Origin of the sequence: Enterobacter cloacae complex sp. 370H10 (assembly GCF_050031535.1) — a bacterium.
GTDB classification, from domain to species: Bacteria; Pseudomonadota; Gammaproteobacteria; order Enterobacterales; family Enterobacteriaceae; genus Enterobacter; species Enterobacter intestinihominis.
Window position 1 is genome coordinate 3,503,834 of sequence record NZ_JBLGWG010000001.1, and the last position, 20,149, is coordinate 3,523,982.

Sequence of the window (20,149 nt, forward strand, 5' to 3'; positions counted from 1 at the left end):
ATGATTTCCAGGCTAAGTGTCGCTATTAAGCAACACCTTAACGGGAACCTGTCCTGCCGCATATAAATCAACAGGTTAAATGTCTCCTTTTGGAGACACTCAGACCAGAGAGTTGTCGCGATTTTGCGACAGAGACAAAAAAGCCCGGTGGCGCTCGCGCTTACCGGGCCTACAGTCAGGGCGTAGAAACTTAACCTAGTTGTTTACGTGCGTTGCGGAAAATGCGCATCCACGGGCTGTCCTCGCCCCAGTTTTCCGGATGCCAGGAGTTGCTCACGGTACGGAAGACACGCTCCGGGTGCGGCATCATAATCGTCACCCGACCGCTTTCGCTGGTGACCGCGGTAATGCCATTTGCCGAACCGTTCGGGTTAGCCGGATAGGTTTCGGTGACCTTGCCAAAGTTATCAACAAAGCGCAGCGCCACCAGTCCTTTGCTTTCAAGCTGAGCCAGGTGCGCCGCATCACGGACTTCAACCTGACCTTCACCGTGCGAAACCGCGATTGGCATCTGCGAACCGACCATCCCCTGCAACAGCAGGGACGGGCTTTGGGTTACTTCTACCAGGCTGAAGCGCGCTTCGAAGCGGTCAGACTGGTTACGCACAAAGCGCGGCCAGGCTTCGCTGCCCGGGATCAGCTCGCGCAGGTTAGACATCATCTGACAGCCGTTACACACGCCCAGCGCCAGCGTCTGCGGACGGTGGAAGAAGGTTTCGAACTCGTCACGCACGCGGCTGTTGAACAGAATAGACTTCGCCCAGCCTTCGCCCGCGCCCAGCACGTCACCGTAGGAGAACCCCCCGCAGGCTACCAGTGCCTGGAAATCATCCAGCCCGGTACGCCCTGCCAGCAGGTCGCTCATGTGGACGTCGATGGCGTCAAAGCCCGCCCGGTGGAAGGCCGCCGCCATCTCAACGTGGGAGTTAACGCCCTGCTCGCGCAGCACGGCCACTTTCGGACGCGCACCGGTCGCAATGTACGGCGCGGCAATGTCTTCGTTTATGTCGAAGGTGAGCTTCACGTTCAGGCCAGGATCGTTGTCGTTCGCCTTCGCGTTGTGTTCCTGATCGGCGCATTCCGGGTTGTCACGCAGGCGCTGCATCTGCCAGGTGGTTTCCGCCCACCACATACGCAACGTGGTGCGGCTTTCGCTGAACACCGGGTGGCCGTCGGCTTCAATCACGAAGCGGTCGCCCTGCACCGCTTTACCGAGATAGTGCACGCAGTCTGCAAGACCGTGCTGCGCCAGAATCGCTTCCACCGCGTCGCGATCTGCGGCGCGTACCTGAATGACCGCGCCAAGCTCTTCGTTAAACAGCGCCGCCAGGCGGTCTTCGCCAAGCGTTGCAATGTTTGCTTCAACGCTGCAGTGGCCGGTGAAGGCCATCTCTGCCAGCGTCACCAGCAGGCCGCCATCGGAACGATCATGGTAGGCAAGCAGCTTACGCTGCGCCACCAGCGCCTGAATTGCGTCGTAGAAGCCTTTCAACTGTGCGACGTCCCGCACGTCGGCTGGCTTTTCGCCGAGCTGGCGGTAAACCTGTGCCAGCGCGGTGGCACCCAGCGCGTTATGGCCTTTGCCGAGGTCAATCAGCAGCAGGGCGTTATCTTCAGTGGAAAGCTGCGGCGTAACGGTATGACGCACGTCTTCCACGCGCGCAAACGCGGTGATCACCAGCGACAGAGGCGAAGTCATCTCGCGCTGCTCGCTGCCTTCCTGCCAGCGGGTTTTCATCGACATGGAGTCTTTACCCACCGGAATGGTCAGGCCGAGCGCAGGACACAGCTCTTCACCCACCGCTTTTACCGCTTCGTACAGGCCCGCGTCTTCGCCAGGGTGACCGGCAGCGGCCATCCAGTTCGCGGAAAGTTTGATGCGTTTGATGTCGCCAATCTGCGTCGCGGCGATATTGGTCAGCGCTTCACCGACCGCCAGACGGGCAGAAGCGGCGAAGTCCAGCAGAGCCACCGGGGTGCGTTCACCCAGCGCCATCGCTTCGCCGTAGTAGCTGTCGAGGCTCGCGGTGGTCACGGCGCAGTTAGCGACCGGGATCTGCCACGGGCCGACCATCTGATCGCGTGACACCATACCGGTCACGGTACGGTCGCCGATGGTGACCAGGAAGGTTTTCTCCGCCACCGCAGGCAGGTGCAGCACGCGGTTAACCGCTTCCGCCACAATAATGCCCTGACGATCCAGCGCTTTACCCGCCGCTTTGCGGGTTGTAACGTCGCGGGTCATCTTCGGCGTTTTGCCGAGAAGCACGTCGAGCGGCAGATCGATCGGCTGGTTGTCGAAATGGGTATCACTGAGAGTCAGGTGCTGCTCTTCGGTAGCTTCACCGATGACGGCATACGGCGCGCGCTCGCGGCGGCACAGCTCGTCAAACAGCGGCAGCTGATCGGCAGCAACCGCCAGCACGTAGCGCTCCTGGGATTCGTTACACCAGATTTCCAGCGGGCTCATGCCTGGCTCATCGCTCAGGATATCGCGCAGGTTGAAGCGCCCGCCGCGACCGCCGTCGCTCACCAGCTCAGGCATGGCGTTAGAGAGTCCACCCGCGCCCACGTCGTGGATGAACAGAATCGGGTTGGCATCGCCGAGCTGCCAGCAGCGGTCGATCACTTCCTGACAGCGGCGCTCCATTTCCGGGTTGTCGCGCTGCACGGACGCGAAGTCGAGATCCGCATCAGACTGGCCGGAAGCCATAGACGAGGCTGCACCACCGCCCAGACCAATGTTCATTGCCGGGCCGCCGAGCACGATGAGCTTCGCGCCCACGACGATCTCACCTTTTTGCACGTGATCGGCGCGAATGTTGCCGATCCCGCCCGCCAGCATAATTGGTTTGTGGTAGCCGCGCAGCTCTTCGCCGTTGTGGCTGTCCACTTTCTCTTCGTAGGTACGGAAGTAACCGTTCAGCGCCGGACGACCAAATTCATTGTTGAACGCCGCGCCGCCCAGCGGGCCTTCGGTCATGATATCCAGCGCGGTCACAATGCGCTCTGGCTTGCCGAAATCTTCTTCCCACGGCTGTTCAAAGCCCGGGATACGCAGGTTGGAAACGGAGAAACCGACCAGACCCGCTTTTGGTTTCGCGCCGCGACCGGTCGCACCTTCGTCACGGATTTCACCGCCGGAGCCGGTCGCCGCACCCGGCCACGGAGAGATGGCCGTCGGGTGGTTGTGGGTTTCCACTTTCATCAGGATATGCGCAGGCTCCTGGTGGAAGTCATAGCGCCCTGCTTCGCGGTCGGCGAAGAAGCGGCCCACCTCGGAACCTTCCATCACCGCGGCGTTGTCTTTATAAGCAGACAGCACGTAGTCAGGGGTTTGCTCCATGGTGTTTTTGATCATTTTGAACAGCGACTTCGGCTGCTGTTCGCCGTCGATAATCCAGTCGGCGTTGAAAATTTTGTGGCGGCAGTGCTCGGAGTTGGCCTGCGCGAACATATACAGTTCGATGTCGTTCGGGTTGCGATTCAGCTTAACGAATGCATCCTGAAGGTAGTCGATTTCATCTTCTGCGAGCGCCAGACCAAGACGCAGGTTTGCGTCGATCAGCGCCTGACGCCCCTGCCCCAGCAGATCCACGCTCTGTACCGGCGCAGGCTGATGGTGGGAGAACAGTTTCTGCGCATCATCCAGAGAGTCAAACACGCTCTCCATCATGCGGTCGTGCAGCTCCGCTGTGACGGCCTGCCACTGCGCGTCGCTCAGGGTTGACGCTTCCACATAGTACGCCACGCCGCGCTCCAGACGGTTAATCTGGCTCAGGCCGCAGTTGTGAGCGATGTCAGTTGCTTTGGAAGACCAGGGGGAGATGGTGCCAGGACGTGGCGTGGCGAGGATTAATTTGCCGGTCGGCGTATGGCTGCTCAGGCTTGGGCCATATTTAAGCAGACGTTCCAGCTGTACGCGCTCCTGTGCATTCAGGGGGGCATTCAGGTCAGCAAAATGGACATACTCAGCGTAAATATTGCTTACCGGAAGGTCGGCCGCCTGAAAACGTGCCAGCAGTTTATTAATACGGAAGGCAGACAGTGCAGGCGAACCACGCAGAATTTCCATCATAAGTCTCTCGTCTTCGAAGCGCCGGGGCGCTTACAGTGTGCGCAAGGGGGGAAAACGGGCGTCATTATAGAGAATCCTGAGCGCCGACGAAACCGTTTGCGTCGAAATAAAATCATCCTTTTTGTTTAACAATAGATGTGACCTGTCTCTCTAATTGGTTGCCAACTGGCGCTACTTTGCGCAAAATGCCGCTCAATCAATGGCAAACTCTACTCTTAACATGACTACAGCACACTGAGGCAACCGGCGTCGCAGAGAATTAACTAATTGAAAAAATTAAAGATTAATTATCTGCTCATCGGCATTGTTACGTTGCTGCTGGCAGTGGCCCTCTGGCCGTCTATCCCCTGGTTCGGCAAAGCCGAAAACCGTATCGCCGCCATTCAGGAGCGGGGGGAGTTGCGCGTCAGTACCCTCTCCTCTCCGCTTATATACGACGATATCAACGGTAAAACCATTGGTCTTGATTACGAACTGGCACAGCTGTTTGCGGACTATCTGGGTGTGAAGCTGAAAGTCACCGTGCGGCAGAACATCAACCAGCTGTTTGATGATTTAGACCATGACCGTGCCGATATTCTCGCCGCAGGTCTGGTGTACAACAGCGAACGCAGCAAAAATTATCAGCCGGGCCCGACCTATTACTCCGTGTCGCAGCAGGTGGTTTATCGTGTGGGTAGCTTGCGCCCGCGCTCACTGGCCGACATTACCGACCAGCAATTGACCATTGCGCCGGGCCATGTGGTGATTGACGATCTGCGGGCGTTGAAAGAGAAAAAATACCCGAACCTCAGCTGGACGGTCGATCCTAAACTCGGCACTACCGAATTGCTGGAGCAGGTAAAAGATAAAAAGCTGGCCTATACCATTGCTGATTCGGTGGCGATCAGCCTTTTCCAGCGCGTTCATCCTGAAATCGCCGTGGCGCTGGATGTGACCGATGAACAGCCGGTAACCTGGTTTACCCAGTTAGACGACGATCAAACCGTCTCTGCGGCTATGCTCGATTTCTTTAATTCCATCAATGAAGACGGCACCCTGGCGCGTCTGGAAGAGAAATATCTCGGTCACGGTGACGATTTTGATTACGTTGACACCCGCTCCTTCCTGCGCGCGGTGGATAGCGTGCTGCCGGACCTGCAACCGCTGTTCGAGAAGTACGCTCAGGAGATTGACTGGAAGTTACTGGCGGCAATTTCCTACCAGGAATCGCACTGGGATGCTCAGGCCACCTCCCCCACGGGCGTGCGCGGGTTGATGATGCTGACCAAAAATACCGCGCAGAGCCTCGGCATTAGCGATCGAACCGATGCGGAACAGAGCATCAGCGGCGGCGCGCAATATTTACAGGATATGATGGCGAAAGTGCCGGAGACGGTCCCTGAAGGGGAGCGGATCTGGTTTGCGCTGGCCGCCTATAACATGGGTTATGCCCATATGCTCGACGCGCGGACGCTGACGGCAAAAACCAAAGGTAACCCGGACAGCTGGTCAGATGTAAAACAGCGCCTGCCGCTGCTTAGCCAGAAACAGTGGTACCAGAAGCTGACGTACGGCTATGCGCGCGGGCATGAAGCGTATGCCTACGTGGAAAATATTCGTAAGTATCAGATAAGCCTGGTGGGATATCTGCTGGAGAAAGAAAAAGAGGCGGCCGAGGCGCAACAACTGGCTGAAAGCTATCCGGTGGTCGCACCGGACGAGCTTAATCACCCTGCGGTTTCAATTCTGCCTTTTGTTGCTTTTTCTGCAGCCGACGCATTCGAAAAAAGTCACTTAACAGACCCGAACATTCTGGTGCAAGTACCCCGCCGATAGTTTTCACCTGGTGGTTCATCCCCGGATGCCCAAGCACGTCCATCAGTGAACCAGCAGCGCCCGTTTTTTCATCCCGCGCGCCAAACACCAGCGTACCGATTCGGCTATGCACCATCGCCCCGGAGCACATCACGCACGGTTCAAGGGTGACGTACAGGGTGGTATCAAGCAGACGATAGTTTTGCAGCACCAGCCCGCCCTGACGCAGCGCCATAATTTCAGCATGCGCGGTAGGATCGTGACGGCCAATCGGACGGTTCCACCCTTCACCAATTACCTGATTGTTATGGACCAGCACCGCGCCCACGGGAACTTCGCCCTCTTCCCAGGCGCGCTGAGCCAGCGCCAGCGCGTGGCGCATCCAGTATTCATGATTGTGTTCAGGGTTGGACAAGGGCTGATACTCCAGTCGAAAAGCGGGCGGCATTATACACAGCCGGTACAGATAAGACTATTCGAGTTGCTGAAGTTCGCCCAGAGGCGTGACGCGCCAGCGGTGCTGGCAAAAATAGAGCAGCGGGTTGTCCTGCTTGCTGTCGCTGTAGCCGCTGTACAGACGCAGCGGCGTACCGATGCGTTTCTCCAGCTGCACCACTTTTTCATGTCCGAGGCAACGCAGGGTGAGCACCCAGCCGCCGTAGCCGCGCGCGATCTGCGTGGCGATAAGGTTTACGCGCGGCAGCCAGGGCGTATCATAATAGACCTGCTCCACCAGCGTCTGCGGGGAGCCGGTAATCAGCCAGATATCGGCATCGTTGGCGTCGAGATAGCTGGTCAGGCGCGCCTGGACCACGGGAAACGCGGCGACGTGCCCGCGAAACCAGTGGGCAAAATCCTGCTCAAGCTGCTTAAGACGCGCTTCGCTATGACCAAACGTGCATCCCCAGAGCAGCAGGCTCATCGGCCAGCGCGCTGAACGGCCTTTCACCAGTAGCGCGATGCCAATAACGGGTAACAGGGGCAATACCAGCAACGCGTTAAGGGGCTGGCGCCGCAGCAGATAGCGCATAAAGGTGCCGAACATATCCTGCTGATGCAGCGTTCCATCCAGATCAAAAAAGACAACGCGACGCTCGTGATTTGCCAAACCTTACTCCTCTGGGTCGTTGAATCCTAATAGCCAGGTAAACAGGAACCCGGCGATCACCGCTACCAGATAGCCTAACAGATAGAGCATCACTTTTCCGGTCACGATGGTTAATGCCAGCGGTAAACCGGAAATCCCGAAGGTGATAACGGTCGCCACTTTCCAGTAGCTAATCAACGCCCCGCCCACCGCGCCACCGAGACAGGCGGCCAGGAACGGCTTGCCCAGCGGCAGCGTAACGCCGAAAATCAGCGGCTCGCCGATACCGAGCAACCCGACCGGCAACGCCCCTTTAATGACCTTTTTCAGACGTGCGTTGCGGGTTTTCATCAGCACCGCGATGGCCGCGCCGACCTGCCCAACGCCCGCCATCGACAGGATCGGCAGCAGGGCGTTATAGCCGTGCGCCTGTACCAGTTCGACGTGAATCGGCACTAGCCCCTGATGCAAACCGGTCAGCACTAACGGCAGGAAGGTTCCGGACAGCACAGCCCCCACCAATAACCCACCGCGATCGATAGCCAGAGACGCGCCGTGGGCGATGGCTTCAGAGATTGCGCCGCCTAACGGTTGCAGCGCCACAATCGCCACGCTCCCGGTAATCAATGTGGTCAGCAGCGGGTTGAGGATCAGCTCAATCGAGCCTGGCAGCACCGCGCGCAGCTTTTTCTCGATCCAGCACATCAGAATGACCACCAGCAGCACGGCAATCACCCCGCCGCGGCCAGGCTGAAGCGCCTCGCCAAACAGCGTAATCTGCGCCAGCTGCGGGCTGGAGAGGATACCCGCCATAACGCCGCCCATCGCCAGCGAGCCGCCAAACACTTTGGCCGTGTTCACCCCCACCAGAATGTTCATGATGGCAAACACCGCGCTGCCGAAAATCGCCAGAATACCCAGCAGGTTCGGATACTGCGTGGCAAAATCCCCGACAATATCCGGACGCTTAAGAATATTGATAATCCCGGTGATCAGCCCCGACGCGATAAACGCCGGGATCAGCGGAATAAAGACGTTAGCCAGTTGGCGCAGCGCATCGCTCATAGGGGCTTTGTATTTGGCTTTCGCCTGCGCTTTGGTGCGTTCCGCATCGTCAAAGGCGGGAGCCGTTTCACCGCCCGTCATCAGGGCGCGCATGGCATCTACCACCTGCGCCGCTTTGCCCGGACCGACAATCAACTGGTGCTGTTGCCCCTGCTTAACGTACCCGCTCACGCCGGGAAGCTGCTTAAGGCGCGTCAAATCAAGCTGTTCGTCGTTATGCACCTCGACGCGAACACGCGTCATACAGTTCTCAAGACGCTGAATATTTTTTTCCCCACCGATCCCGAGCAGGATGTCGCTGGCGAGCGCTGCTGTTTTGTCCATACACGCCTCTTATTGGTGTTCTAATGCCGCCCGTAAAAACCCGTGATGGGCTTCGAGTCTGGCTCTGGCCGCGGCTGCATCCAGCCCGGTTAATATCATCAGAATGGCGGGTTTTACATCGTGATCGGTCTGCTGAAGCACCTTTTCCGCCTCTTCACGACTGGCGCCTGTCGCTTCCATCACCATGCGACACGCTCTGTCCACCAGCTTGATGTTAGTGGCCTGCATATCCACCATCAGGTTTTGGTAGACCTTGCCAAATTTCACCATCGCGCCGGTGGAGATCATATTGAGTACCAGCTTCTGCGCGGTACCCGACTTCAGCCGTGTGGAGCCGGTGAGCGCTTCCGGCCCGACGACCGGAGAGATGGCAATGGCGGCCACCTGCGCAATCGGCGAGCCCGGGTTACAGGAGATGGCCACTGTGGTGCACCCGGTCTGTCTGGCATATTCCAGTCCACCAATGACGTACGGCGTACGACCAGAAGCCGCCAGGCCGACCACCAGATCCTGCGCGGTCAGGTTCAGCGCCCTGAGATCATCTTCCCCAAGCTGTTTATTGTCTTCTGCCCCTTCTACCGCTTTCAGCAGCGCGCCGGGGCCACCGGCAATCAGGCCAACGACCAGCCCGTGCGGAACGCCAAAAGTCGGCGGACATTCTGAGGCATCCAGCACACCGAGGCGCCCGCTGGTTCCCGCTCCCATATAAATAATGCGTCCTCCTGCTTTCAGAGCGCCGGCAGCGGCGTCTACGGCTTTTGCTACCTCAGGCAATGTCTCTTTGACTGCCAGCGCGACGAGGGTATCCTGTTGATTAAAGCGGTTTACCAGCTCCAGCGTGGACAGTGCATCAAGATCCATGGTTTGCGGGTTACGCGTTTCAGAAACAAGAGAGCCAAGATTCATGTTATTTACCTCTGGAATTTTTAATTCATAATAAACGCACTATAATGGAATATAAAATTCATTCAGGCGAGTAAAATTCGTATTTGCGCGGGTAATCACATTTTCGCCAGGAGACCGTATGAACTGTTTAATTCGTATTCGTCAGCGCTACGCAGGGTTTGCCCAGAGTGATAAAAAGCTGGCGGATTTTTTACTTTCTCAGCCCGATCGCGCGCGACACCTCAGCTCCCAGCAGCTGGCAGGCGAAGCCGGGGTAAGCCAGTCGAGCGTGGTGAAATTCGCCCAGAAAATAGGCTATAAGGGCTTTCCGGCGCTAAAGCTGGCGATCAGTGAAGCACTGGTGAGCAACCCGAATCCGCAGTCAATGCCGGTGCATAACCAGATCCGTGGCGACGATCCGATGCGTCTGGTGGGCGAAAAGCTGATCAAGGAGAACGTGGCGGCAATGCATGCCACGCTGGATGTAAACACGGAAGAGAAGCTGCTGGAAAGCGTAGCCATGCTTCGCGACGCGCGGCGCATTGTGTTGACCGGGATCGGCGCCTCCGGACTGGTTGCGCGTAACTTTGGCTGGAAGCTGACAAAAATCGGCTATAACGCCATCGTTGAACAGGATATGCACGCGCTGCTGGCGACCGTGCAGGCCATGGATCCTGACGATTTACTGCTGGCCATCTCCTATTCCGGCGAGCGACGTGAAATTAATATGGCCACCGACGAAGCCCTGCGCGTAGGGGGAAAAATTCTGGCGATTACCGGATTTAGCCCGAATGCGCTCCAGCAACGGGCAACCCGCTGCCTGTATACCATTGCCGAGGAACAGGCCACTCGCAGCGCGGCGATTTCGTCGACGAGTGCGCAGATGATGCTGACGGACCTGCTGTTTATGGCGCTGGTTCAGCAGGATCTGGAGCGTGCGCCAGAACGTATTCGGCACAGCGAAGAGCTGGTAAAAAAACTGGTTTGAACAACGAATGAGCGTATAATGCCCGCCCTGTTTGTGATGTTTCTGAGAATTTCCTGATGGCGCTGTTAATCACCAAAAAATGCATCAACTGCGATATGTGCGAACCCGAATGCCCGAACCAGGCGATTTCGATGGGCGACAGCATTTATGAGATTAACAGCGACCGCTGCACCGAATGCATCGGCCACTATGAAACGCCGACCTGCCAGAAGGTGTGCCCAATTCCCAATACGATTTTAAAAGATCCGGCACACGTCGAGAACGAAGAACAGTTGTGGGATAAGTTTGTCCTGATGCACCATGCGGACAAAATTTAACTCTCAATAATCACCGTAGCACAGGCATAGTGGCGTTCATCTGCAAGCGTTACGTGCATGTGCGCCACGCCCAGCTTTTCCGCCAGCTTAAGCGCCTCGCCCCATAAACGCAGACGTGGCTTACCCAGCTCATCGTTAAACACTTCAAACTGGTTAAACGCCAGGCCGTTACGAATGCCCGTGCCGAACGCTTTCGCCGCCGCCTCTTTTACCGCGAAGCGCTTTGCCAGAAAGCGCACCGGCTGTTGATGCGCCTCCCAGATAGCCCATTCGTTATCGCTCAGCACGCGTCTTGCGAGGCGATCGCCGCTGCGGGCGATCACCGCTTCAATGCGGGCTATTTCGACGATGTCGGTGCCTAAGCCCAGAATAGCCATTACTGACGCGCTTCCAGCATCAGGCGCTTCATCTCGGACACCGCCTCTTTCAGGCCGCTCATCACCGCACGGCCAATAATGGCGTGGCCAATGTTCAGCTCATGCATTTCCGGCAGGGCAGCAATGGCTTTTACGTTGTGATAGGTCAGACCGTGTCCGGCGTTCACCTTCAGTCCCAGGCTCGCGGCGTAGGTTGCCGCTTTGGCGATTCGCTCCAGCTCTTTCGCCTGCGCTGCGTCGTTTTCGGCATCGGCATAGCAGCCGGTGTGAATTTCAATATACGGCGCGCCCACGTCGGCAGCGGCTTTAATCTGGGTGAAATCAGCGTCGATAAATAAAGATACCAGGATACCGGCATCCGTCAGGCGTTTGCAGGCATCGCGCATTTTGTCGAGCTGCCCGGCCACATCTAGACCGCCTTCGGTGGTCACTTCCTGACGCTTTTCCGGCACCAGGCAGCAGAAATGCGGTTTGGTCTCGCAGGCAATCGCCAGCATCTCTTCTGTCACCGCCATCTCCAGGTTCATGCGGGTATCCAGCGTCTGACGCAGGATGCGCACGTCGCGGTCAGTGATGTGGCGACGATCTTCACGCAGGTGGACGGTAATGCCGTCGGCGCCAGCCTGCTCAGCGATAAATGCCGCCTGAACCGGATCGGGATACGCGGTACCGCGTGCATTACGTAACGTGGCGATGTGATCGATATTGACGCCTAACAGTAATTCAGCCATGACAATCCTCGGTATTTTTGGTCATTTACCTTCTCCCTCTCCCTCCGGGAGAGGGCTGGGGTGAGGGGTAAAACATTAGCGTTTCGGCATAAACTGCCTGAATAATTCGCGGCTCTTTAAAGGTTTGCCCCCAAGATACGGCTTGAGCGCGATTCGGGTAAAGCGTTTTGCCGCACGCAGGGTGTCGGCGTCCGGGAACTCGCGTTCATACAGTGCTCTGAGCTGGCGCCCGGTAAAAGTGCTGTTATCGACGACGACACTGGCAATAAAGCCCTTTTCCTCACGATAGCGATAGGTCATGGTGTCTTCTACCTCGTCTCCGCTTCCCGCACAGTGCAGAAAATCAACGCCGTAACCAAGGTGCCCGAGCAGCGCCAGTTCGAAACGACGCAGCACAGGCTCAGGGGTGCCGGTTGCGCCAGCAAGTGCCTGAATACAGTGCAGGTAATCAAAGAAAAGTTCAGAGAAGCGGGTCTCATGTTCAAGAACCCGTGAAATGAGTTCGTTGACATACAAACCGCTGTAGAGCGTGATACCAGAAAGAGGAAGCGCCAGGGAGACGGCTTCAGCACTGCGCAGGGTTTTGACTTCCCCTCGCCCGCCAAAGCGGACCAGCAGCGGGGTGAAAGGCTGCAAGGCACCTTTCAGATTAGAACGTCTGGAACGTGCGCCTTTGGCAACAAGGCGCACGCGACCGGACTCTTCCGTGAAGACGTCCAGCATCAGGCTGGTTTCGCTCCAGGGACGACTATGCAGGACAAAGGCGCGCTGCCATCCATCCATATGCTCGTCGTCTTAGGTTACTGATCTTCGCCGTAACCGAGGCTGCGCAGCGCACGCTCATCATCGGCCCAGCCAGATTTCACTTTCACCCACAGTTCCAGGTGAACCGGTGCTTCAAACATGTCCATCATGTCTTTACGGGCTTCGATTCCGATAGTTTTGATCTTGGCACCTTTATTGCCGATCACCATCTTCTTCTGCCCTTCTCGCTCAACGAGGATCAGACCGTTAATATCGTAGCCGCCACGCTCGTTGCTCTGGAAACGCTCGATCTCCACCGTTACAGAGTACGGCAGTTCAGCGCCCAGGAAACGCATCAGCTTCTCACGGATGATTTCAGACGCCATAAAACGCTGAGAGCGATCGGTGATGTAGTCTTCCGGGAAGTGATGAGTCGCTTCCGGCAGATGTTTACGCACGATGCCCGCGATGGTATCGACGTTCAGACCCGTTTCCGCAGACAGCGGGACGATGTCCAGGAAGTTCATCTGGCTGCCCAGCCATTGCAGATGCGGCAGCAGATCGGCTTTTTCCTGCACGTTGTCCACTTTATTGACCGCGAGGATCACCGGCGTTTTGCCGTCACGCAGCTTGTTCAGGACCATTTCGTCGTCCGGCGTCCAGCGGGTGCCTTCCACAACGAAAATCACCAGCTCTACGTCGCCAATGGAGCTGCTCGCCGCCTTGTTCATCAGACGGTTGATGGCACGCTTCTCTTCCATGTGCAGGCCCGGGGTATCGACGTAGATCGCCTGATAAGCGCCTTCAGTATGGATACCGACGATGCGGTGACGCGTGGTCTGCGCCTTACGTGAGGTAATGGAAATCTTCTGTCCAAGCAGATTATTCAACAGGGTGGATTTACCAACGTTCGGACGTCCGACGATGGCAATAAATCCGCAATACGTTTTTTCTTCGCTCATTCCAGCTCCAGCATTTTTAACGCCTGTTCGGCGGCAGCCTGTTCAGCCTTACGACGGCTTGAACCCGTGCCGACCACCGGTTCACTCAGGCCACTGACCTGGCAATGGATGGTAAATTCCTGATCGTGCGCTTCGCCACGTACCTGCACCACCAGATAGGATGGCAGCGGGAGGTGACGACCCTGCAAATATTCTTGCAGACGCGTTTTCGGATCTTTTTGTTTATCGCCCGGGCTGATTTCGTCCAGACGGGTCTGATACCAGTTCAGGATCAGCTTTTCTACGGTCTGGATATCGCTGTCCAGGAACACGCCACCGATTAAAGCCTCGACCGTATCGGCAAGAATGGATTCACGACGGAACCCACCACTTTTCAGCTCACCCGGCCCCAGACGCAGACACTCACCCAGCTCAAACTCGCGTGCGATTTCAGCGAGGGTGTTGCCACGCACCAGCGTGGCACGCATGCGGCTCATATCACCTTCGTCCACACGCGGAAAACGATGATAAAGCGCATTTGCAATCACGAAACTTAAAATAGAGTCGCCTAAAAACTCGAGACGCTCATTATGTTTGCTGCTGGCACTGCGATGGGTTAATGCCTGTTGCAACAACTCCTGATGATGAAAAGTGTAGCCCAGCTTCCGTTGAAGCCGATTAATTACGATGGGGTTCATGCGATACCAATAAATGAATGCGTCAAAAATGCAGCACACGAAACCGACCTGAGAAAACCAACGCGGTTTCGTGTGCCGTGGCACCCTTGCAGGGCCAACCTTAAACTTCGGGGGAATATTCTATACGCAACGACAGGGGATGTCGTTAGTTCAAAGAGATTTATCGCTGAAATAATTCACGTAGCGGCGAATAAAAGCCGCTACGTGTTATTTTTGACGAAAATTAATGAATTCCGCCAATACGATTCAGGCGAACGCCGGTCGGCCACTCGCCTTCCTGCTTCTCGAAACTCATCCAGATAGCGGTTGCTTTACCGACCAGATTCGCTTCCGGCACAAAGCCCCAGTAACGGCTGTCCGCAGAGTTATCGCGGTTGTCACCCATCATGAAGTAGTGTCCCGGCGGCACAATCCAGGTCGCCAGCTGCTGGCCTGGCTGCTGGTAGTACATTGCCAGCTGGTCCTGTGCGATTGGCACGGTCAGAATGCGGTGAGTGACATCGCCCAGCGTCTCTTTGCGTTCAACCAGACGAATACCGTTCTCTTTGGTTTCACCTTTTGGCACCTGGAAGAATCCGCTGGTCGCTTCACCGCCATTACGGCGGGCGAAGGTCTGCACAAAATCACCTGGCTCAACGTTGGAGTAAGTGACTGGCAGCGCATTTTCACATGCAGTTCCAGAGCTACAGCCTGGCTGAATCCTCACTTCCTTCGCTATCGGATCGTAGGTTACTTTATCGCCCGGCAGACCTACCGCGCGTTTAATATAATCCAGCCGTGGATCTTCCGGATATTTAAACACCACAATGTCGCCACGTTTCGGATGACCCGTTTCGATCAGCGTTTTCTGGTAGATCGGATCTTTGATGCCATAGGCAAACTTCTCAACCAGAATGAAATCACCGATCAGCAGCGTTGGCATCATCGATCCTGACGGGATCTGGAACGGTTCATAGATAAATGAACGCACCACCAGCACAATCGCCAGCACCGGGAAGACCGATGCCCCTGTTTCCAGCCAGCCCGGTTTTGGGCCGACTTTTTTCAGGGTTTTCGCGTCCAGCGTATCGCCCGCGGCAGCCTGCGCGGCAGCCTGACGTTCACGGCGTTTTGGGGCGAAGATAAACTTATCCAGGCACCATAACAGACCTGTTACCAGGGTAGCGATGACCAGGATCAGGGCAAACATGTTCGCCATGCCAACTCCTTAAGGTTATTTACCGTTTCCGTCTTTACCAACATGAAGGATGGCAAGGAATGCTTCCTGCGGCAGCTCAACGTTACCGACCTGCTTCATACGCTTCTTACCTTCTTTCTGCTTCTGCAACAGCTTTTTCTTACGGCTGACGTCGCCGCCGTAGCACTTAGCCAGAACGTTTTTACGCAGCTGCTTCACGGTTGAACGGGCAATGATGTGGTTACCAATGGCCGCCTGAATCGCAATGTCAAACTGCTGACGCGGGATCAGCTCTTTCATCTTCTCAACCAGCTCACGACCACGGTACGGTGCGTTATCGTTGTGGGTGATCAGCGCCAGGGCATCAACACGCTCGCCGTTGATCAGCACGTCCACGCGAACCATGTTGGAGGCCTGGAAGCGTTTGAAGTTGTAGTCCAGTGACGCATAGCCACGGGAGGTAGACTTCAGACGGTCGAAGAAGTCGAGCACCACTTCCGCCATCGGAATTTCATAGGTCAGCGCCACCTGGTTACCGTGGTACACCATGTTGGTCTGCACGCCACGCTTCTCAATACACAGGGTGATCACGTTACCGAGGAACTCCTGCGGCAGCAGCATGTGACACTCTGCGATAGGCTCGCGCAGTTCCTGAATATTATTCAGCGGCGGGAGCTTGGAAGGGCTGTCGACGTAGATGACCTCTTTCGACGTGGTTTCTACTTCGTAGACAACCGTCGGGGCGGTGGTGATCAGATCCAGATCGTATTCACGCTCCAGACGTTCCTGAATGATCTCCATGTGCAGCAGACCGAGGAAGCCACAGCGGAAGCCGAAGCCCAGCGCCGTTGAGCTTTCTGGCTCATAGAACAGGGAAGCATCGTTGAGGCTCAGCTTTCCGAGCGCATCGCGGAAGTTTTCGTAATCGTCGGAGCTGACCGGGAACAGACCCGCATAAACCTGCGGTTTCACCTTTTTGAAGCCTGGCAGCGCTTTATCTGCCGGGTTACGTGCGCCGGTCAGGGTATCGCCCACTGGCGCGCCGAGGATGTCTTTAATTGCACAGACCAGCCAACCCACTTCGCCGCATTTCAGTTCGGTACGGTCAACCTGTTTTGGCGTGAAGATGCCGAGGCGGTCAGCGTTGTAGACCTGCCCGGTGCTCATGACCTTGATTTTGTCGCCTTTACGCATGGTGCCGTTTTTAATACGCACCAGCGAGACAACGCCCAGGTAGTTATCAAACCAGGAGTCGATGATCAGCGCCTGTAGCGGCGCATCCGGGTCACCTTCCGGCGGCGGAATGTCACGCACCAGACGTTCCAGTACATCCGGAACACCTACGCCGGTTTTTGCCGAGCAGCGCACTGCATCGGTCGCATCGATACCGACGATGTCTTCAATTTCTTCCGCTACGCGCTCAGGATCGGCGGCTGGCAGGTCGATTTTATTCAGAACCGGCACCACTTCGAGATCCATTTCCATGGCGGTATAGCAGTTTGCCAGCGTCTGGGCCTCTACGCCCTGCCCGGCATCCACCACCAGCAGCGCGCCTTCGCAGGCCGCCAGCGAGCGTGACACTTCATAAGAAAAGTCAACGTGCCCTGGGGTGTCGATAAAGTTCAGCTGGTAGGTTTCACCATCGGAAGCCTTATAGTCGAGCGTCACGCTCTGGGCTTTAATGGTAATACCGCGTTCGCGTTCCAGGTCCATGGAGTCCAGAACCTGGGCTGCCATTTCACGATCAGACAGGCCACCGCAAATCTGGATAATACGGTCAGACAGCGTCGACTTACCGTGGTCAATGTGAGCAATGATCGAAAAGTTACGTATGTTCTTCATATAGTTAAATAATTATGCCTTACGAATTCCTGGAGGCCGCTGTTCTTAGCCTGACGTTTTTCAGTGCGAAAACGCAGCATTCTACACTACAACCTCGTCTGCTGGAAATGCACTTAGAGTCAGGTATAGCGCGAAGAGACGGCGTTTACTTTATTGCGATGTAAATAATAATAAAGCCCGGCAGATCACCGGGCCTCAGAAGAGAGCGTCTCAACACGAAGTTGGTCGGGTGCCAGTGCAACGCTGAGAATGACGGGCTGCCAGGCTTCCCGGGCGGTAAGCCTTGGGGAAACGCCTTTAGCAAGCCAGAACCCGCCCACACCGCCCAAGGCGGCACCGCACATGGCGGCCAAATCTGTGCCGAACAGCATCTGGAAAACCCCGCCCATCACGAAAAGTCCGGCGAGCGGAGAAAGGTAAACCAGTATGGCGGAAGTGAGCAGGCTGCCTTCAGCGATGCCGAGCTCCACTTTTTGCCCTGCCACCAGCGGCTGATCGCTCGACACAGCAATAGTGTGCGACGTTTGCGGCCCCAGCTTATTCAATACGCGGCTGCCGCAACCGGCTCGCGAAGCGCAGCTGCTGCATGATGCTTTAACGTCACAGCTGACAAGCGCTACGCCATCCTGCCAGGATACGACCGTCGCCCACTCTTTAATCATTGCGCAGCCCTGAATTTAATGCTGTCTGAAATACGTTTTGCTGTTGGCGGCGGTAATTCACCAACAATGGTAATTTCCGCATTATCGCGTACCGTCGTGCTAACCGTCCGGCGACCGGTACGGAGCATCTGTTCGGAACTGTTCGCCGTAGCGCGATTGATATTCACCGAGAAGCTAAATAGCCCATCGGAATAGAGGCGCGACTCAACCGGTGTTTCGATAGTCGGCAGCTGGCGACGGCTGCTGGATACTTCGCTGAATCCTTGCGGGATCCAGGAAGGTACCCAGTTGAAATTGACAGAATCGCCGGCAGGTACGGAAAGCAAAGGCGGCAGGCTGGCTTTGGCCAGATTCTGCATACTGTTGCCAACCTGACCGTTCACGTCGAAGGAGATCACGCGGAACTGCTCCAGCGTTTCACCGTCGCGATCGAGCAGATCAACGCGCATCGGCAGCTTCGTCTCTGCGTCAATCCAGACGATATAGCTGTAACGTGTCCCATCCCGCGCGACTACGCGGATCACTTCGCACAACCTGTCGGCAATACGCGTTCGCCCCACCGAGATAAAATCATAGTAGGGGGCGAGACGTTTAAAATCGGTGTAAATGAGCGATGGCAGGGAATCAACGATGTAGTCACCATTGAGCGTAAACGGCTCAAGGCCTGGCTCGAAATAACTGATTTCGTTCCCACGCTGGACCACTTCCCGACGCGGGCCATCCATCTGTAAAAGCTGGGCGAGCGGCTGATTATCAAGGCGGGCGTGGCGATAGCGTAACGATTCGACACCCTGCTTATTGATGCTAATAAATGCCAACTCGTAATTGAGTGACTGGCTGGCCAGATTCATTTGCTGCAACAACGCCCCGGATGAAACATCAGCCGAGGCGTTAGCAGAGAAGAACAGGCTACCCGCCATCAAAGACATGGCGAACCAAAGTTGCTTCATTACTGCGATTGCGTTCCTAAAGTTTGGTTTCCTGGCACCTGCACAGCAGCCTGCTGGGTTTGGGCCTGCTCAAACTGAAGCTGCTCGGAGTGCAGACGACGCTGCAACTCGTAATCCTGCAACATCGCATTAATGCGACGACGCTGCTCCTGTACCTGCTGTTGCTGTCCGCCGCTTGCGGAGGCATCTGCCGGTACGCCCAGGCTAACCGGACTGGCTTTACCCATCATCGGCAGCGTATTGAACACTGGCGCTTCAGGCTGCTGACTGGCTTCAGACTGGGTATTATAGTGCTGGACCCCAACGATAACTGCAAGCGATACACACGCAGCGACTCCCATCTGGGTGAGCTGGCTGGCCCATGGACGCACCTTGTGCCAGAACGGCATTTTCTGCCATTGGTGAGGTGCAGGCTGCGCTTCAGGAATAAGCGGCGTGGTCTGATGAACAGGTTCGTTCTCAATGGCCGCCATAACGCGTGCTGAGATATCGAAATGGAGAACATCGCTGGTATCACCCCGCAGAGTGTCGCGGATAAGATGATAGTTCTCCCAGGTCTGTTGCATTTCGGGAGAATGAGACAACTCATCGAGCAGCTCACTATCCAGCATTTCACCATCCATTAAAGCGGAAAGTTTTTCTTTCTGCATGCCTAATACCTTTTCCAGTATCCCGCTATCGTCAACGCCTGATAAGCGGTTGAACTTTATTATCAATGGCTTCTCGCGCACGGAAAATTCGTGAACGAACCGTGCCGACCGGACAATCCATGATGGCGGCTATCTCTTCATAGCTTAGGCCATCCAGCTCCCGTAACGTAATTGCCATGCGTAAATCTTCCGGGAGCGACTCGATCGTGCGAAAAACGATTTGTCTCAGTTCTTCTGACAACATTAAGTTCTCAGGGTTCGAAATTTCTTTCAGCGCGCCGCCACTTTCGAAGTTTTCTGCATCGATAGCGTCAACATCACTTGAAGGCGGACGACGCCCCTGAGCAACCAAATAATTCTTAGCCGTATTGACTGCAATACGATACAGCCAGGTATAAAAAGCACTATCCCCCCGGAATGAATCCAGCGCGCGATAGGCCTTAATAAAAGACTCTTGTACCACATCAGGAACATCGCCTGACGGTACATAGCGGGAAACCAGACTCGCTACCTTATGCTGGTAGCGCACCACCAGTAGGTTAAAAGCTTTCTGATCTCCCTTCTGGACCCGTTCAACCAGGACCTGGTCCGTTAACTGCTCGCTCATCCGAGGTAATGTCTCCCCAAACCAAATTCCACGCGTTATCGAAACGCCACTCTAACAACATTGCACTTTGAGCAAGCACCGAATTAGAGCGTCTGTTCTTCAATAAGTTCCGTAACGCCTTTGTTTTTGTTCATCGCGCCGCAGACCGTTCATTTTCTCTCATTATAAGTCTGTTCACGATACGCACCCGCTTTCTGACAAGAATCATTAACTTTATCGTCAGAAGAGT

19 protein-coding genes are annotated in these 20,149 nt (G+C 55.9%); 3 read left to right on the top strand and 16 right to left on the bottom strand.

Annotated features, from left to right (window positions below; translation table 11 throughout):
• Nucleotides 1-190: 190 nt before the first annotated feature.
• On the bottom strand, nt 191-4,078 hold the full coding sequence (gene purL / locus ACQG2Q_RS17195; RefSeq protein WP_063849982.1) for a phosphoribosylformylglycinamidine synthase: 3,888 nt from the start codon (nt 4,076-4,078) through the stop codon (nt 191-193).
• 267 nt (nt 4,079-4,345) lie between these two features.
• On the opposite strand from purL, the gene mltF reads away from it, so the two are divergent.
• Nucleotides 4,346-5,896 (top strand): membrane-bound lytic murein transglycosylase MltF, encoded by a 1,551-nt coding sequence (mltF, locus tag ACQG2Q_RS17200; RefSeq protein ID WP_032623752.1) that lies wholly within the window; start codon nt 4,346-4,348, stop codon nt 5,894-5,896.
• Here mltF and tadA read toward each other — a convergent pair.
• Genes tadA through murQ form a run of 4 tightly spaced genes read right to left on the bottom strand, consistent with a single transcriptional unit; the run spans nt 5,784 to nt 9,257 of the window.
• Nucleotides 5,784-6,323: a tRNA adenosine(34) deaminase TadA gene (tadA, locus tag ACQG2Q_RS17205; protein ID WP_023300729.1), complete on the bottom strand. Its 540-nt coding sequence runs from the start codon at nt 6,321-6,323 to the stop codon at nt 5,784-5,786. The two genes, mltF and tadA, sit on opposite strands and share 113 nt — an antisense overlap.
• A gap of 24 nt (nt 6,324-6,347) precedes the next feature.
• Nucleotides 6,348-6,983, bottom strand: a complete 636-nt coding sequence (gene yfhb / locus ACQG2Q_RS17210) for a phosphatidylglycerophosphatase C (RefSeq protein ID WP_022649033.1) — start codon at nt 6,981-6,983, stop codon at nt 6,348-6,350.
• Nucleotides 6,984-6,986: 3 nt separating this feature from the next.
• The gene (locus ACQG2Q_RS17215) at nt 6,987-8,351 is read right to left on the bottom strand and encodes a PTS transporter subunit EIIC (protein ID WP_023306720.1); all 1,365 of its coding nucleotides are present in this window, start codon (nt 8,349-8,351) and stop codon (nt 6,987-6,989) included.
• Between the two features lie 9 nt (nt 8,352-8,360).
• Nucleotides 8,361-9,257 carry an N-acetylmuramic acid 6-phosphate etherase gene (murQ, locus tag ACQG2Q_RS17220; protein ID WP_023300732.1) on the bottom strand — a complete coding sequence of 299 codons (897 nt, stop codon included), beginning with the start codon at nt 9,255-9,257 and terminating at the stop codon, nt 8,361-8,363.
• 118 nt (nt 9,258-9,375) lie between these two features.
• Between murQ and ACQG2Q_RS17225 the strand changes: the two genes are divergently transcribed.
• Nucleotides 9,376-10,224 carry a MurR/RpiR family transcriptional regulator gene (locus ACQG2Q_RS17225; RefSeq protein ID WP_023300733.1) on the top strand — a complete coding sequence of 283 codons (849 nt, stop codon included), beginning with the start codon at nt 9,376-9,378 and terminating at the stop codon, nt 10,222-10,224.
• A 56-nt stretch (nt 10,225-10,280) separates the two neighbouring features.
• Nucleotides 10,281-10,541, top strand: coding sequence for a YfhL family 4Fe-4S dicluster ferredoxin (locus tag ACQG2Q_RS17230; protein WP_023300734.1), 261 nt, complete (start codon nt 10,281-10,283; stop codon nt 10,539-10,541).
• Here ACQG2Q_RS17230 and acpS read toward each other — a convergent pair.
• The 11 genes from acpS to rpoE all read right to left on the bottom strand — a co-directional run bounded on the left by acpS (nt 10,538) and on the right by rpoE (nt 19,920).
• Nucleotides 10,538-10,918 (bottom strand): holo-ACP synthase, encoded by a 381-nt coding sequence (acpS, locus tag ACQG2Q_RS17235; RefSeq protein WP_015572144.1) that lies wholly within the window; start codon nt 10,916-10,918, stop codon nt 10,538-10,540. The genes ACQG2Q_RS17230 and acpS overlap by 4 nt on opposite strands.
• Nucleotides 10,918-11,649, bottom strand: coding sequence for a pyridoxine 5'-phosphate synthase (gene pdxJ / locus ACQG2Q_RS17240; protein WP_096216852.1), 732 nt, complete (start codon nt 11,647-11,649; stop codon nt 10,918-10,920). Before pdxJ ends, acpS begins: the two co-directional genes overlap by 1 nt.
• Nucleotides 11,650-11,724: 75 nt before the next feature.
• Nucleotides 11,725-12,432, bottom strand: coding sequence for a DNA repair protein RecO (gene recO, locus ACQG2Q_RS17245; RefSeq protein ID WP_015572142.1), 708 nt, complete (start codon nt 12,430-12,432; stop codon nt 11,725-11,727).
• 17 nt (nt 12,433-12,449) lie between these two features.
• Nucleotides 12,450-13,355 carry a GTPase Era gene (era, locus tag ACQG2Q_RS17250; protein ID WP_022649038.1) on the bottom strand — a complete coding sequence of 302 codons (906 nt, stop codon included), beginning with the start codon at nt 13,353-13,355 and terminating at the stop codon, nt 12,450-12,452.
• Complete coding sequence (rnc, locus tag ACQG2Q_RS17255; protein ID WP_003860711.1) at nt 13,352-14,032, bottom strand: ribonuclease III; 681 nt, start codon at nt 14,030-14,032, stop codon at nt 13,352-13,354. The genes era and rnc overlap by 4 nt, the downstream gene beginning before the upstream one ends.
• A gap of 223 nt (nt 14,033-14,255) precedes the next feature.
• Nucleotides 14,256-15,230 (bottom strand): signal peptidase I, encoded by a 975-nt coding sequence (gene lepB / locus ACQG2Q_RS17260; protein WP_023306724.1) that lies wholly within the window; start codon nt 15,228-15,230, stop codon nt 14,256-14,258.
• A gap of 15 nt (nt 15,231-15,245) precedes the next feature.
• The gene (gene lepA, locus ACQG2Q_RS17265) at nt 15,246-17,051 is read right to left on the bottom strand and encodes a translation elongation factor 4 (RefSeq protein ID WP_022649041.1); all 1,806 of its coding nucleotides are present in this window, start codon (nt 17,049-17,051) and stop codon (nt 15,246-15,248) included.
• Between the two features lie 185 nt (nt 17,052-17,236).
• Complete coding sequence (rseC, locus tag ACQG2Q_RS17270; RefSeq protein WP_022649042.1) at nt 17,237-17,713, bottom strand: SoxR-reducing system protein RseC; 477 nt, start codon at nt 17,711-17,713, stop codon at nt 17,237-17,239.
• Entirely contained in the window at nt 17,710-18,663 is a 954-nt protein-coding gene (rseB, locus tag ACQG2Q_RS17275) for a sigma-E factor regulatory protein RseB (protein WP_022649043.1), read from the bottom strand. The genes rseC and rseB overlap by 4 nt, the downstream gene beginning before the upstream one ends.
• Nucleotides 18,663-19,313, bottom strand: coding sequence for an anti-sigma-E factor RseA (gene rseA / locus ACQG2Q_RS17280; protein ID WP_022649044.1), 651 nt, complete (start codon nt 19,311-19,313; stop codon nt 18,663-18,665). The genes rseB and rseA overlap by 1 nt, the downstream gene beginning before the upstream one ends.
• A 31-nt stretch (nt 19,314-19,344) precedes the next feature.
• On the bottom strand, nt 19,345-19,920 hold the full coding sequence (rpoE, locus tag ACQG2Q_RS17285) for an RNA polymerase sigma factor RpoE (RefSeq protein ID WP_006176728.1): 576 nt from the start codon (nt 19,918-19,920) through the stop codon (nt 19,345-19,347).
• Nucleotides 19,921-20,149: the final 229 nt, after the last annotated feature.

Coding starts and splice junctions, on each gene's coding strand:
- rseB (WP_022649043.1), bottom strand. CDS start 18,663: ATGAAGCAACTTTGGTTCGCCATGTCTTTGATGGCGGGTAGCCTGTTC.
- lepB (WP_023306724.1), bottom strand. CDS start 15,230: ATGGCGAACATGTTTGCCCTGATCCTGGTCATCGCTACCCTGGTAACA.
- era (WP_022649038.1), bottom strand. CDS start 13,355: ATGAGCGAAGAAAAAACGTATTGCGGATTTATTGCCATCGTCGGACGT.
- tadA (WP_023300729.1), bottom strand. CDS start 6,323: ATGCCGCCCGCTTTTCGACTGGAGTATCAGCCCTTGTCCAACCCTGAA.
- ACQG2Q_RS17230 (WP_023300734.1), top strand. CDS start 10,281: ATGGCGCTGTTAATCACCAAAAAATGCATCAACTGCGATATGTGCGAA.
- ACQG2Q_RS17225 (WP_023300733.1), top strand. CDS start 9,376: ATGAACTGTTTAATTCGTATTCGTCAGCGCTACGCAGGGTTTGCCCAG.
- rpoE (WP_006176728.1), bottom strand. CDS start 19,920: ATGAGCGAGCAGTTAACGGACCAGGTCCTGGTTGAACGGGTCCAGAAG.
- ACQG2Q_RS17215 (WP_023306720.1), bottom strand. CDS start 8,351: ATGGACAAAACAGCAGCGCTCGCCAGCGACATCCTGCTCGGGATCGGT.
- pdxJ (WP_096216852.1), bottom strand. CDS start 11,649: ATGGCTGAATTACTGTTAGGCGTCAATATCGATCACATCGCCACGTTA.
- recO (WP_015572142.1), bottom strand. CDS start 12,432: ATGGATGGATGGCAGCGCGCCTTTGTCCTGCATAGTCGTCCCTGGAGC.
- rseA (WP_022649044.1), bottom strand. CDS start 19,313: ATGCAGAAAGAAAAACTTTCCGCTTTAATGGATGGTGAAATGCTGGAT.
- lepA (WP_022649041.1), bottom strand. CDS start 17,051: ATGAAGAACATACGTAACTTTTCGATCATTGCTCACATTGACCACGGT.
- murQ (WP_023300732.1), bottom strand. CDS start 9,257: ATGAATCTTGGCTCTCTTGTTTCTGAAACGCGTAACCCGCAAACCATG.
- rnc (WP_003860711.1), bottom strand. CDS start 14,032: ATGAACCCCATCGTAATTAATCGGCTTCAACGGAAGCTGGGCTACACT.
- purL (WP_063849982.1), bottom strand. CDS start 4,078: ATGATGGAAATTCTGCGTGGTTCGCCTGCACTGTCTGCCTTCCGTATT.
- acpS (WP_015572144.1), bottom strand. CDS start 10,918: ATGGCTATTCTGGGCTTAGGCACCGACATCGTCGAAATAGCCCGCATT.
- rseC (WP_022649042.1), bottom strand. CDS start 17,713: ATGATTAAAGAGTGGGCGACGGTCGTATCCTGGCAGGATGGCGTAGCG.